We start from the raw sequence: 12,729 nt of genomic DNA, 5'->3' as shown, positions 1-12,729 counted from the left end.
TTCGCGCGCCGACAGGGCCGTCCCGCACGAGGGGGGAAGACGTCAGGCGCCTTCCCGGAGGGAGCGGGAATGGCGGAGAGTCCGGCGGCGGGGCGGAAGGACGGTCCGGCGGCACCGCGGTTGCGGCTGGACGAGTTGCTGGAGGGCCTGCAGGCCCAGGTGGCGCAGGTCCGCGCGACCCGGGACCGGGTGCACACCCTGCTGGACGCGGTGCTCGCCATCGGCTCCGACCTCGACCTCGACGTGGTGCTGCGGCGGATCACCGAGTCCGCGGTGACCCTGGTGGACGCCCGTTACGGGGCGCTGGGGGTGCTCGGCGAGGAGGGGCGGATCAAGCAGTTCATCACGGTCGGCATGGACGAGGAGACCGTCGCGACGATCGGCCACTACCCGGAGGGCCACGGCATCCTCGGACTGCTGATCGAGGAGCCCGAGCCGCTGCGCCTGGCCGACCTCGGGACGCACCCCGCCTCCGTGGGCTTTCCCGAGGGGCATCCGCCGATGACCACGTTCCTGGGGACGCCGGTGCGGGTGCGCGACCGGGTCTTCGGCAACCTGTATCTGACCGACAAGCGGAACGGGGCGCGGTTCGACGACGAGGACGAGGCGGTCCTGCGCACGCTCGCCGCCGCGGCCGGGGTGGCCGTCGACAACGCCCGGCTGTACGAGGACACCCGCCGCCGTGAGCAGTGGCTGGCGGCCAGCAGCGACCTGACCCGCAGCCTGCTGTCGGGCACCGACCCCGACCAGGTGCTGCATCAGGTGGCCGGCACCGTCCGGGCGCTGGCCGGAGCCGGTCTGGTCACCGTCGCGGTGCCGTTGGACGGCGGCGACGGGCTGGTGATCGAGGCCGCCGACGGGGAGGGCGCCGGGCGGGTGCGGGGGCTGGTGCTGCCGCCGGTCACGCTGGCCGCGCGGGTGTACCGCTCCAACACGCGGACAGCCAGTGCCATGCTGTCGGAGGAGTCGCAGGACGGGGGCGGCTCGGCCGGACGGATCGAGCTGGGGCCGGGGTTCCTGCTCCCGCTGGGCGGTCACCTGGAACACGCCCGCGGTGTACTCCAGGTCGCCAACCTGCCCGGGCGGCCGGAGTTCTCCGACGCCACGATGGCCATGATCAGCGGGTTCGCCGACCAGGCCGCGCTCGCCCTGGAGATCGCCGAGCACCGGCGCGAGGCCGAGCGGCTGATGGTCCTGTCCGACCGGGACCGGATCGCCCGCGATCTGCACGACCTGGCCATCCAGCGGCTGTTCGCCTCCGGACTGACCCTCAACTCGGTGCTCGGGCGGATCGCCGACCGGCCCGAGGCCGCCGAGCGCGTCCAGCGGGTGGTCGACGACCTCGACGACACCATCAAGACGGTGCGCGGCACGATCTACGCGCTGCGCGAGCGGGACCGGCCCGGCGGACGGGGCGGACTGCGCGCCGAGTTGCTGGCCGAGACCGACCGGGCCGCCGGCATGCTCGGCTTCACCCCGGCCCTGCGGATGACCGGCCTGCTGGACACCTGCGTGCCCGACGAATACGCCGGGCACCTGCTGGCGGTCGTACGCGAGACCCTGTCGAACGCCGCCCGGCACGCGCACGCCACGCACGTCGAGGTCACCGCCGAGACCGACGGCGGCCGGCTGTCGGTGCGCGTCACGGACGACGGGACCGGCGTCGGCCCCGGCGTCACCCGGCGCAGCGGTCTCGCCAACCTCCGCCGGCGCGCCACCGACCTCGGCGGCGACTTCACCGTCGGGCCGAACGAGCCCTCCGGGACCGTGGCGCGGTGGACGGTTCCGCTCCCGGCGGGGGCACCGGCGGACGGCTGAACCCGGCGGGCCGGCCGCCGCGCCCTTCTCGCACCCTTCCGGACCGGGCCGGCTAGCGCGGCCGGGAACCCCGCGGTGCGGGTGGCACGTACGCCGGTGAAGGTGAGGGTCGGTGCCGCGGCGGCCACGGGCGCCAGCAGTGCGAGGCCGGTCGCGTACGTGCCGTACCGGCCGTACGGCGCGCCCATCAGCAGCGGTGGCAGGAAGCCGCCGCGCCGACCACGCCGGTGACCGCGCCGACCTGCCCGGCCGGGGTGGCCTGGGCCACCAGCGCGAAGGGCGCCCCGCTGCCCGCGCCCAGCGCGGCGGCCAGGGACAGGAAGGCGACGGTGCCCACCGGGGCGAGCGCCGGGGTGAACCACTGGTGACCTCCGCGGCGACGACCACGGCCAGCGACCCGGCCGGCAGCCGGGCGGGACCGTCCTTGAACCGGGAGCCGAGCGGGCTGAGCAGCGCCCATCGCCCAGAAGTTCACGGCGAATCCGACGGGTGACCAGGGCCAGGGTCGGCCACGCCCGGCCGGGCACCGGAGTGCCCGGCGACGCGGCGCCGCCCTTCGACTGCGACGGCTGGACCATGTTGTCCGTCCTTCTCTCGCGGAGTGGTACGGCACCACTGTCGGCGGCGCGGCAGCGGCGGGGCTTGGGCCGCGGGTCCCGCGTCCGAGGCAGGGGGGTGGGGCCGACCGGCCCTACCCGCCGGCGGTGGTCGCCGGGACGATGGGCGGATGTTCCACAACGATGCCTTCGGCGCACTCGACCGGCAGGAGTGCCTGCGCCTGCTCGCCAAGGTGCCGGTCGGCCGTGTGGTCTACACCCGGCAGGCACTGCCCGCGGTCCTCCCCGTCAACTTCTCCCTGGACACGGACGCCTCCGTGCTGCTGAGCACCTCACCCGACTCGGATCTGGTGCGGGCCGTCGACGGCGTCGTGGTCGCCTTCGAGGCGGACGAGTTCGACGCTCGGACCCGGTCCGGGTGGAGCGTGGTCGTCACCGGGCGGGCCGCCCTGGTGAGCGACCCCGCCGAGCACGAACGGCTGTCGCGGTCCGGCCCCGCCTCCTGGATGCCGCTGCGGAACGCGGTGTTCATCCGCATCGAGTCCGAGATGGTCACCGGACGCGAACTCAGGGGAGCCCGCGGTACGCGCTGAGGGGCTGCGGCCGCCGTCGGGGCCGTATCCGAACCGGATCAGGAGCTGCGGGAACCGCCGCGGCTTCCAACCGGCCGCCGCCGCCCGCAGGTCGGGCCACTCCGTCGCCTGGTGCAGCACCGAGGTGCGCACCCCGCGCTCCCGGCTCCTCCGCCGGCTCCCGGCGGTCCGTACGAGCCGACGGTCCGCGCTCGCGCCCGGGGCTCCGGCCGGCCGGCGCGACCGCGTCGTGGGCGCGAGCCGCCGCACGGGGTGGGTGATGGTCCTGTCCGGGGCCGTCGGCTGGCTCGCCTCGTTCCGGCTCACCGTGGACGACCGGCGTCTGCTGAGCGCCCCCGGCTGCCGGCCGCCGAGCGACATCAGTCCCGTGGTGAGCTGCGGCAGCGTCATGTCCAGCCCGCGGGGCGGCCTGTTCGGCTTTCCCGACACGCTGATCGGTCTGGGCGCCTTCGCCGCCGTGGCCGCGCTGGGCGTCACCGCGCACTGCCTGGAGCGCGGTGTCGTCCCGTCGCCCCGCGGGGTCCGGGACGTGGTCCGGGTCATCCACGGGATGCTGCTCGCCGCGTGGCACGCCCTGATCGCGCTGCTCGTGCCGACCCGCTTCCGGCCGTACTGGAGCAGCCCGCCGCGAGCGGTGACGTGACGCCGGGTCAGCGGGCGTCGCGGCGCAGCCGGTCCTGGGCCTGGGTGGCGATGACGGCGGCCTGGATGCGCCGCTCCACGCCGAGCTTGGCGAGCAGCCGGGAGATGTGGTTCTTGACCGTCTTCTCCGCGAGGTAGAGCCGCTTGCCGATCTGGCGGTTGGTCAGTCCCTCGCCGATCAGGGCCAGGATCTCGCGCTCCCGCTCGGTCAGGCCCGGCAGAGCCTCGGGCTCGGGCTCCGGTTCCGGGCCGTGGCGCAGCCGGGCCATCAGCCGGGCGGTGGCGCTGGGGTCGAGCAGGGACTGGCCGGCGGCCACGGTCCGCACGGCCGACACCAGGTCGGAGCCCTGGATCTGCTTGAGCACGTATCCGGAGGCCCCGGCCATGATCGAGTCCAGCAGGGCCTCCTCGTCGTCGAACGAGGTCAGCATCAGACAGGCCAGCTCCGGCAGCCGGGAGCGCAGCTCCCGGCACAGGCTCACGCCGTCGCCGTCCGGCAGCCGTACGTCCAGCACGGCCACGTGGGGGCGGAGCGCGGGGACGCGGACCAGGGCCTGTGCCACGGTGGCGGCCTCGCCGACGACCGTGATGTCCGGCTCGTCGTCCAGCAGGTCGTGCACCCCGCGCCGTACCACCTCGTGATCGTCCAGCAGGAAGACCCTGATCGGGCGGTCGGGTCCGGGCTGCTCGCCGTCGGCCATGGACATGCTCCTCGCTTCACGCTGCTTGTGCTGTGCCGAGTCTCCGTGACCGCGGGCCTGGGAACCAGGGCCGATCGGCCCTGGTCCTCCGGCCCGCTCCGCTGTCACCGCCTGGCCGTCGCCCCTCGGCGGGCCGCGCGCGCCCAGCCGGCCGCGAGGGTGAGGAACAGCGCCGTCAGCGCGGCGGGGACCGTGTACGCCGTCCAGTTCCGGCCGGCGCCGGCCAGCAGGACCGCCGACGCCGTGGAGGCGGCGAAGAGGTGCCGGGGGCGGGGCGGACCGGGGGCGGGGGGCGGGCCCTGGGTCAGGGCCGCCCAGTCCCGGACCGTCTCCCGGGCCTCGCGCCGGCGCCGTACGGTCGCGTGGGCCCACAGGCCCGCCGTGAGGGCCGCGCCCGCCCCGGCCGCGGCACAGGGCGGCCACCAGGACGCGGTCAGCAGGAGCAGGGCTGCGACGGCGGCGACCGTGGTCCAGCCGGTCAGACAGGCCGCCGCCCGCACCCGCCGGGAGTCCGGCCGGTCCGCTCCGGCGCGTACGTCGGCGAGGGCTGGCAGGTACCAGACGCAGCCGGAGGCGGTCACCAGGGCGAGGCCCAGGGCCAGGACGGGGTGGGCCACGGCTCAGTCCGCCGTCCCGGTCCCGGTCCCGGCCTGGGCCCCGGTCCCGGTGCGGGCGATCTCCGGGTGGCGCAGGTCGAAGGCCGGGGCCTCGGAGCGGATGCGGGGCAGGGAGGTGAAGTTGTGCCGGGGCGGCGGGCAGGAGGTCGCCCACTCCAGGGAACGGCCGTAGCCCCAGGGGTCGTCGGCCTCCACCTTCGTGCCGTACTTGGCGGTCTTCCAGACGTTGTAGAAGAACGGCAGGATCGACATGCCGAGCAGGAAGGAGCCGATGCTGGAGAGGGTGTTGAGGGCGGTGAAGCCGTCGGCGGCCAGGTAGTCGGCGTACCGGCGGGGCATGCCCTCGGCGCCGAGCCAGTGCTGGACGAGGAAGGTGAGGTGGAAGCCGGCCGTGAGCGTCCAGAAGGTGAGCTTGCCGAGGCGTTCGTCCAGCATCTTGCCGGTGAACTTGGGCCACCAGAAGTGGAACCCGGCGAACATCGCGTACACCACCGTGCCGAACACCGTGTAGTGGAAGTGGGCGACCACGAAGTACGAGTCGGACAGGTGGAAGTCGAGCGGCGGTGAGGCGAGGACGACGCCGGTCAGTCCGCCGAACAGGAACGTGATGAGGAAGCCGGTGGTCCACAGCATCGGCGTCTCGAAGGACAGCGAGCCCTTCCACATGGTGCCGATCCAGTTGAAGAACTTCACCCCGGTCGGGACCGCGATCAGGAAGGTCATGAAGGAGAAGAACGGCAGCAGCACCCCACCGGTGGTGTACATGTGGTGGGCCCATACGGTCACCGACAGACCGGCGATGGCGATGGTGGCGCCGATCAGGCCCATGTAGCCGAACATCGGCTTGCGGGCGAAGACCGGGATGACCTCCGAGACGATGCCGAAGAACGGCAGCGCCAGGATGTACACCTCGGGGTGGCCGAAGAACCAGAACAGGTGCTGCCACAGCAGGGCGCCGCCGTTGGCCGCGTCGAAGACATGGCTGCCGAACCTGCGGTCGCACTCCAGCGCGAACAGGGCCGCCGCGAGGACCGGGAACACCATGAGGATCAGCAGCGCGGTCAGCAGCACGTTCCAGGTGAAGATCGGCATCCGGAACATGGTCATGCCGGGAGCGCGCATGCAGACGATGGTGGTGATGAAGTTGACCGCGCCGAGGATCGACCCGAACCCGGAGAGCGCCACGCCCATGATCCACAGGTCGGCGCCGACCTGCGGCGAGTGCACGGCGTCGGAGAGCGGCGCGTACAGGAACCAGCCGAAGTCGGCCGCGCCGCCCGGCGTGAACAGACCGGCCGCCGCTATCGAGGAGCCGAACAGGAACAGCCAGTAGGCGAGCATGTTGAGCCGGGGGAAGGCGACGTCCGGGGCGCCGATCTGGAGCGGCATGATCCAGTTGGCGAAGCCGGTGAACAGCGGCATGGCGAACATCAGCAGCATGATCGAGCCGTGCATGGTGAACGCCTGGTTGAACTGCTCGCCCGACATGATCTGGAGCCCCGGCCGGGCGAGTTCGGCCCGCATCATCAGCGCCATCACCCCGCCGACGACGAAGAACGCGAACGCGGAGACCAGGTACAGCGTCCCGATCCTCTTGTGGTCGGTGGTCGTCAGCCACTCCACCCACGACGGCCGGCGCGCGCTCCGCGCTGTCGGGCGTACCGGCACCTTCGCCGCCGGCTCCACCTGGTCCACCTGTGTTCCGTCCACGGGACGACGTCCTCCCCATCCGCTCGAGTCGCACACGGACCGGGAGACACCGCGCGACGGGGGATGACCGCGGCGCCTCCCGGCCGCGGCCCCATGATCCGCGGAGCGGCCCCCCGGCCGGACAGGGCCGAACGGCCCCGGCAGCGGCCGTCGACAGGGCCCAACGTCCCTCCGGCGCGAGGCGCGGTGTCACAGACCGGGGCACCGGTCGGTCATGTCCTGTGAAACCGCGCGCGGAACCTCCATCTCCCGACTGATCCGCCCCTCCGCCGGTTCGTCCCTGATCGGCCGGAATCAGCCTTGCGCACGGGACGCCCGGTGGGTGGACAAAAGGTGGGGTAAATCCGGCCTGTGCGCCCACAGAAGGAGAAGCCGTGTCCGAGCAGAACCTCTTCGTTCTCGACCCCACTGCCTCCGACCACCACGCCGAGGACCGGGCACTGCGCGCCCGCGGGCCGGCCACCCGGGTGGACGTCCTCGGGGTGACCGCGTGGTCCGTCAGCGACCCGCGGTTGCTCAAACAGCTGCTGACCAGCCCTCAGGTCTCCAAGGACGGCCGGGCCCACTGGCCCGGCTTCGTCGACACCGTCGCCACCTGGCCCCTCGCCCTGTGGGTCGCGGTGAACAACATGTTCACCGCGTACGGCGGTGATCACCGCAGGCTGCGCCGGATGGTCGCGCCGGCCTTCGGCGCCCGGCGGATCCAGGCCATGCGCCCGGCCGTGGAGTCCATCGTCACCTCGCTCCTCGACGACCTCGACGCCCGGCCCGCCGGGCAGGTCGTGGATCTGCGCGAGCAGCTCGCCTACCCGCTGCCGATCGCCGTGATCGGCCGGCTCATGGGCGTCCCCGTCGACCAGCGCAAGGACTTCCGCGCCCTGGTCGACGGGGTCTTCGCCACCACGCTCAGCGCCGAGGAGGCCGCCGCCAACACCGCCTCGCTGTACGCGGCGATGGAGCGGCTGGTCACGGCCAAGCGGGCCGAGCCGGGCGACGACATGACCTCGCTGCTCATCGCCGCGCGGGACGAGGAGGGCGACGGCGGCGGGTTCACCGACGAGGAACTGCTCGGCACGCTGATCCTGATGATCAGCGCCGGGTACGAGACGACCGTCAACGTCATCGACCAGGCCGTCACGGCCCTGCTGACCGACGCCGAGCAGCTCGGTCACCTCCGGGCCGGCCGGTCGACCTGGGAGGACCTCGTCGAGGAGACCCTGCGGCACGAACCGGCGATCAAACACCTCCCCCTGCGGTTCGCCCTCGCGGACATCCCGCTGCCCGACGGGCAGGTGATCGCGCGGGGCGAGGCGATCCTCGCGTCGTACGGCGCCGCCAACCGGCACCCCGGCTGGCACGGGCCGGCCGCCGACCGTTTCGACGTCACCCGGCCGGCCAAGGACCACCTGGCGTTCGGCCACGGCGTGCACTTCTGCCTCGGCGCGCCGCTCGCCCGCCTGGAGCTGGTCACCGTGCTGCGGCAACTCTTCGAGCGGTTCCCCGAGATCGAACTCGCCGTACCGGCCGAGGAGTTGATTCCGCTGGCATCGCTGATCAGCAACGGCCACCAGTCGCTGCCCGTGCGTCTGCGGCCGGCCGGCCGCTCAGGCGCCGGGGCCGGAGCGGCCGTGCAGGCGGACACCGAGGAGCACCACGGCCAGTGAGACGGCGCCGACCGCCGCCGCGCTCCAGACGCCCGCCCGTATCCCGAGCGGCAGGAGCACGGCGGCGGCGAGCGCGGCGCCCAGTTCCCGGCCGCCCGCTGTGACGCCCGAGGCGACGCCCTCCTTGCCCCGCTGGGCGCGGGCCAGTCCGGCCGCGGAGGTGGTGGGGACCAGCAGGCCCCAGCCGGCGCCCATCAGGACGAGCGGGGCGACCAGCGCGCCGTAGTGGTCGAAGACCAGCGGGATGACGGCCAGGGCGGCGATCAGCAGGACCGATCCGAGGATCATCGCGCCCCGGACGCCGAGGCGGCCGATGACCCGGCCGGCGGCGAGCGCCGTGACGATGTTGCCGCCGGCCAGCGGCAGCAGGGCCACACCGGCGACGAAGGGGGTCATGCCCAGCTCGTCCTGGAAGCCCATGCTGGTGATGTACAGGGTGCCGAAGAAGGCGGCGGTGCCCACCACCGTGACGACGGCGTTGGCGCTGAACGGCACGTCCCGCAACTGGCTCAGCGGCAGCATCGGCGCGGGCGCGCGCCGCTCGACCCGGCCGAAGACCCAGACCGCCGCGCAGGCGACGACGACGCCGATGGCCAGTACGGCGGGCGGCAGCGCCCGCCAGTCGTGCGCGAGGAAGGCCACGAGGCCGAGCAGCACCACCATGACCAGCAGCCCGGGCAGGTCCAGCCGTGCTCCGCCGCCGCGCAGCAGCGGCAGTACGGGCCGTCCCACCAGGGCGAAGACGACGGCGAGGACGGCGACGGCCAGGAACATGGCGCGCCAGGAGGAGACCGACACCAGGGCGCCGCACAGCACCGGCCCCAGCGCGGCCCCCAGGGCGTTGGCGCCGGCCCAGATGCCGATGGCCCAGGACAGGCGGCCGGGGACGTCCTGGTACACGAACTGGATCAAAGCCAGCGCGGACGGCAGGACGAGCGCCGCCCCCACCCCTTCGCCGAAGGTGCCGACGACCACGAGGCCCACGGTGGGGGCGGCGGCGGCCACGAGGCTGAAGACGGTGAAGATCCCCAGCCCCACCAGGAAGATCCGCCGCGCCCCGAACCGGTCGGTCAGCGCGCCGCCGGTCAGCGACAGCATGGCGAAGGCCAGGGTGTAGCCGGAGAGGACCCAGCCGATGGCCGTGTCCCCCGCGTCGAAGGTGGAGCGGATCTCGGGGGAGGCGATGTTGAGGCCGGAGGTCAGCAGGATCACCAGCAGGGTGCCCAGGCTGGTGCTCGCCAGCACGGTGCCCGGCGAGCGGCGCCGGGGGGCCAGCGCGTCGCGGGCGGCCGGTGAGAGGGCTTCACTTTGCATGCCATCGAGCGTATAGGTAGTTCGCGAGCGAAACAAATTTCCAAGATAGTCGTGCCTGGTCGTGCTTGGTAAGCTTGAAAACCAGCACAAAGAAGGGCGCGAACGAAACATGACCGGAACCGACGCCGTCGACACCGCGACCCAGGAGTGGGCGGCGGCCTGTCCGCGCCTGGACGTCTCGCCGGGCGAGGTCCTCGCCCGCGTCCAGCGCCTCGCCCAGCTGATCGAGGAGGCGCAGAGCCGGCGGCTGCGCCGGCGTCCGGGCATGGTCGTCAACAACCTCGGTGACTTCGACGTCCTGCGGGCGCTGCGGCGGGCCGGTCCGCCGTACGCCCTGACCCCGACGCGGCTGCGGGAGGCCATGCTGGTCTCCGGGGCAGGGCTGAGCGGCCGGCTGAAGCGGCTGGAGCGGGAAGGGTGGATCGCCCGCACGGCCTCCCCGGACGACGGGCGGTCCTCCCTGGTGAGTCTCACCCCGGAGGGCGTGGCGGACCTGGACCGGGACCTGGAGGGCCACTACGCCTTCGAGTCCGATCTGCTGCGCGCCCTGGACGTCGAGGGGCGCGACCGGCTGGCCGGGGACCTGCGCGCCCTGCTCCTCGACCTGGAGTCCCGCCAGTCCCGCCCGTGACGCGCCCCGACGGCCCGCTCAGGCGCCCGTGCAGCGGCGGGCGAAGGTGAGGGTGCGGGCGTAGCAGTCCTCGGCGTCCGCGTCGGACAGGCCCACCCAGAGGTGGTCGCCCCCGGTGACCAGGCGCAGGTCGGGGTGGTGCCCGGCGGCGCGCAGGGCCTCGGCGAGGCGGACCGACTGCCGGGCCGGGACCAGGGAGTCGTCGGTGCCGTGCAGCAGGAGGAAGGGCGGCGCGTCGGGTCCGGCGTGGGTGACCGGACTGGCGTCGCGGGCCGCCTCGGGCCGGTCCGCCGGGGGCCCGCCGAGCAGCAGCGCCTCGTAGGAGGACGGGTCGTGGGCGTCGTACGTGCCCTCGGGGCGGTCCTCGGCGAGGCCGGGCAGGTCGGTGGGGGCGTACCAGGTGACGCACCCGGCGACGGTGCCCGGCGGCTGGGTCAGGGCGGTCAGCGCGGCGAGGTGTCCGCCGGCCGACTCGCCCCACAGGACGGTGCGCGCGGGGTCGAGGCCGAGGTCGCCCGCGCGGGCGCGCAGCCAGGCCAGTACGGCGGCCAGGTCACCCTGCTGGGCGGGGTGCGGGGCCTCGCCGCTGAGCCGGTAGTCGGGGCAGACGACGGCGAACCCGGCCCGGGCGAGCCGGGCGAAGGGGCCCGGCGTCCAGTCGCGGAAGCGGGGGCCGAGGTCGTCGCGCAGCCCCGCCCGCCAGCCGCCGCCGTGGACGAAGACGACGACCGGCAGCGGTCCGGTGGCGTCCTCGGGCAGCCACAGGTCGGCGGTGAGCGGGCGGCTCCCCTCGGGGAGGGCGTACACCGCGCCGCGCAGCAGCGTCACGCCCTCGGCGGGGCGGGCCGGGTGCGGCAGCGGCAGGGCGGCCGGGTCGGGCGGGGCCAGCAGGTGGAAGGGGAAGGTCACGGCGGTGCCTTACGTCAGGCGGTACGGGGCAGGATGCGGCGGGCGTTGGCCGTGGTGAGGGTGCGCCAGTCGGCGTGGCCCTCGGGGGCGGGGGCCGCGTCCAGGCCCGCGACGTGCGCCTCCACTCCGGCGGCGGGGGTCCAGCAGTGGTCGCTGCCGTACAGGAGGCGGTCGGGGCCGACCAGGTTCAGCAGCGCGGGGAGCTGGCGGGGCAGGGCGGGGCCGGCCAGGTCGTAGTAGAGGCGGCGGAGCTGTTCGACGGCGTCCGGGGCGTCGGTGCCGGCCGGCATGAACATCTTCATGAACCCGTTGATGCGGTCGGCGAGGACCGGCAGCGCGCCGCCGCAGTGCGGCACGATCACCGTGAGGTTCCGGTACCGGCCGAGGGTGCCGGACATCAGCAGGTCGGTGACGGTGCGGGCGGTGTCGAAGATGAACTCGACCATCGGGCGGGGGCGGCCGAGGGCGGACTGCTCCCAGCACACGGGTGAGGTCGGGTGCAGGAAGACGACCGCGCCGCGCCGGTCCAGCTCGGCCCAGACCGGCTCCAGGTCCGGGTTGCCGAGGTAGGTGCCGTGGGTGTTGGTCTCCAGGACCACGCCGTCGGCGCCGAGGGTGTCGTAGGCGTACGCGATCTCCTCCAGCGAGCCGTCGGTGTCCGGCAGCGGCAGGGAGGCGAACAGGCCGAAGCGGCCGGGGTGGGCGCGTACGGTCTCGGCGCCGTCCTCGTTGACCTCGCGGGCCAGCCGGCGGGCGGCGGTGTCGTCGCCGAAGTGGACGCCCGGGGAGGAGACCGACAGCATCGACGTCCCGATGCCGCAGCGGTCCATCAGCTCCAGGTGCGCCGCCGCCGACCAGGTGGGCCAGGCGGGCACGCCGTCGGGAAGTTCGTGCCCGGCCTCACGGGCCTGGCGGACGTAGGAGTCGGTGACGAAGTGGGCGTGGACGTCGAGGTATCCGGGGGTGCGGGTGGTCATGTGCTGCTCCCTCACTCGCCGGTGCGCCACTGGTGGTCGGGCAGGAAGTTCACGTCGTACTGCTGCGGCACGGTGCCGAACTTGTCCGGCTCGGGCACGAACGGCCGCCGCGGCGGGGAGAGTTCGTCGGTGGGGGTGCCGAGGTTCTCGAAGAACCGCTCGAAGGTGCCGCCCGGTCCGGCCGCGACGCCGACGATGCGGCTGTGGTGGCGTTCGATGCGGTAGGCGTGCGGGCAGTTCTTCGGGACGAAGCCGAAGTCGCCGACGGTGAGCAGCTTCTCGTACTGCTCGCCCTCCAGGTCCTCCACGAACAGCCGCACGGCGCCGTCGGTGATGTAGAAGACCTCGTAGGTGTCGGGGTGGGAGTGGGCGGGGATGATGTCGCCCTTGGGGCCCTCGCAGGTGAAGAAGTTGAACGTGTTCTCGGTCTGCTCGCCGCCGGCGTAGATCGTGAACATGTCGGTGAAGAGGTGGGCGCGGTCGCCCATGCCCTTCTCGATGAAGTACGGCTTGCCCGGCTCCGGCGGGATGTGGGAGCGCTGACGGTAGCGGGTGGCGAACTCGATGGTCATGGGGGTCGGTCCTCTCTGCGGCTC

At 73.7% G+C, this 12,729-nt stretch carries 13 protein-coding genes; 5 read left to right on the top strand and 8 right to left on the bottom strand.

The features are described from left to right. Positions 1-69: 69 nt before the first annotated feature. Complete coding sequence (locus J7I94_RS10775) at positions 70-1,818, top strand: GAF domain-containing sensor histidine kinase (RefSeq protein WP_251074953.1); 1,749 nt, start codon at positions 70-72, stop codon at positions 1,816-1,818. A gap of 187 nt (positions 1,819-2,005) precedes the next feature. Here J7I94_RS10775 and J7I94_RS39225 read toward each other — a convergent pair whose 3' ends face one another. Further along, positions 2,006-2,155, bottom strand: coding sequence for a hypothetical protein (locus J7I94_RS39225; protein WP_215166770.1), 150 nt, complete (start codon positions 2,153-2,155; stop codon positions 2,006-2,008). A gap of 390 nt (positions 2,156-2,545) precedes the next feature. On the opposite strand from J7I94_RS39225, the gene J7I94_RS10765 reads away from it, so the two are divergent. After that, positions 2,546-2,968, top strand: a complete 423-nt coding sequence (locus J7I94_RS10765; protein WP_215166769.1) for a pyridoxamine 5'-phosphate oxidase family protein — start codon at positions 2,546-2,548, stop codon at positions 2,966-2,968. A gap of 124 nt (positions 2,969-3,092) precedes the next feature. Further along, entirely contained in the window at positions 3,093-3,611 is a 519-nt protein-coding gene (locus tag J7I94_RS10760; RefSeq protein ID WP_308114539.1) for a vitamin K epoxide reductase family protein, read from the top strand. Between the two features lie 7 nt (positions 3,612-3,618). On the opposite strand, the gene J7I94_RS10755 is transcribed toward J7I94_RS10760, so the two are convergent. The 3 genes from J7I94_RS10755 to ctaD form a co-directional block, all read right to left on the bottom strand. Next, on the bottom strand, positions 3,619-4,311 hold the full coding sequence (locus J7I94_RS10755; protein ID WP_215166768.1) for a response regulator transcription factor: 693 nt from the start codon (positions 4,309-4,311) through the stop codon (positions 3,619-3,621). A 104-nt stretch (positions 4,312-4,415) separates the two neighbouring features. After that, positions 4,416-4,928 carry a hypothetical protein gene (locus J7I94_RS10750; RefSeq protein WP_215166767.1) on the bottom strand — a complete coding sequence of 171 codons (513 nt, stop codon included), beginning with the start codon at positions 4,926-4,928 and terminating at the stop codon, positions 4,416-4,418. A 3-nt stretch (positions 4,929-4,931) separates the two neighbouring features. Beyond that, positions 4,932-6,638, bottom strand: coding sequence for a cytochrome c oxidase subunit I (gene ctaD, locus J7I94_RS10745; RefSeq protein WP_215166766.1), 1,707 nt, complete (start codon positions 6,636-6,638; stop codon positions 4,932-4,934). Positions 6,639-7,012: 374 nt separating this feature from the next. Here ctaD and J7I94_RS10740 point away from each other — a divergent pair, with 374 nt between their 5' ends. Further along, positions 7,013-8,302, top strand: a complete 1,290-nt coding sequence (locus tag J7I94_RS10740) for a cytochrome P450 (RefSeq protein WP_215166765.1) — start codon at positions 7,013-7,015, stop codon at positions 8,300-8,302. Here J7I94_RS10740 and J7I94_RS10735 read toward each other — a convergent pair. Further along, on the bottom strand, positions 8,243-9,616 hold the full coding sequence (locus tag J7I94_RS10735) for an MFS transporter (RefSeq protein ID WP_215166764.1): 1,374 nt from the start codon (positions 9,614-9,616) through the stop codon (positions 8,243-8,245). The genes J7I94_RS10740 and J7I94_RS10735 overlap by 60 nt on opposite strands. Before the next feature lie 109 nt (positions 9,617-9,725). Between J7I94_RS10735 and J7I94_RS10730 the strand changes: the two genes are divergently transcribed. Then, positions 9,726-10,247: a MarR family winged helix-turn-helix transcriptional regulator gene (locus tag J7I94_RS10730; protein ID WP_215166763.1), complete on the top strand. Its 522-nt coding sequence runs from the start codon at positions 9,726-9,728 to the stop codon at positions 10,245-10,247. Positions 10,248-10,265: 18 nt separating this feature from the next. Here the strand turns inward: J7I94_RS10730 and J7I94_RS10725 are convergent, their stop codons facing one another. From J7I94_RS10725 to J7I94_RS10715, 3 genes are read right to left on the bottom strand one after another with little or no spacing between them, the layout of a single operon-like run. Further along, positions 10,266-11,156, bottom strand: a complete 891-nt coding sequence (locus J7I94_RS10725) for an alpha/beta hydrolase (RefSeq protein ID WP_308114538.1) — start codon at positions 11,154-11,156, stop codon at positions 10,266-10,268. 14 nt (positions 11,157-11,170) lie between these two features. Further along, on the bottom strand, positions 11,171-12,133 hold the full coding sequence (locus tag J7I94_RS10720) for an amidohydrolase family protein (RefSeq protein WP_215166762.1): 963 nt from the start codon (positions 12,131-12,133) through the stop codon (positions 11,171-11,173). 11 nt (positions 12,134-12,144) lie between these two features. Further along, positions 12,145-12,705, bottom strand: a complete 561-nt coding sequence (locus tag J7I94_RS10715) for a quercetin 2,3-dioxygenase (protein WP_215166761.1) — start codon at positions 12,703-12,705, stop codon at positions 12,145-12,147. Positions 12,706-12,729 lie beyond the last annotated feature (24 nt).

The organism is Streptomyces sp. ISL-12 (genome assembly GCF_018614415.1).
In the GTDB taxonomy this organism is placed as follows: domain Bacteria; phylum Actinomycetota; class Actinomycetes; order Streptomycetales; family Streptomycetaceae; genus Streptomyces.
The sequence above is the reverse complement of the archived record's forward strand: the minus strand, read 5'-3'. Positions and strand labels throughout refer to the sequence as shown.

Bases quoted from the DNA above. Each gene is read 5' to 3' on its own strand.
- J7I94_RS10720 (WP_215166762.1), bottom strand. From the start codon at position 12,133: ATGACCACCCGCACCCCCGGATACCTCGACGTCCACGCCCACTTCGTC.
- J7I94_RS10730 (WP_215166763.1), top strand. From the start codon at position 9,726: ATGACCGGAACCGACGCCGTCGACACCGCGACCCAGGAGTGGGCGGCG.
- J7I94_RS10775 (WP_251074953.1), top strand. From the start codon at position 70: ATGGCGGAGAGTCCGGCGGCGGGGCGGAAGGACGGTCCGGCGGCACCG.
- J7I94_RS10765 (WP_215166769.1), top strand. From the start codon at position 2,546: ATGTTCCACAACGATGCCTTCGGCGCACTCGACCGGCAGGAGTGCCTG.
- J7I94_RS10715 (WP_215166761.1), bottom strand. From the start codon at position 12,705: ATGACCATCGAGTTCGCCACCCGCTACCGTCAGCGCTCCCACATCCCG.
- J7I94_RS10755 (WP_215166768.1), bottom strand. From the start codon at position 4,311: ATGGCCGACGGCGAGCAGCCCGGACCCGACCGCCCGATCAGGGTCTTC.
- J7I94_RS10735 (WP_215166764.1), bottom strand. From the start codon at position 9,616: ATGCAAAGTGAAGCCCTCTCACCGGCCGCCCGCGACGCGCTGGCCCCC.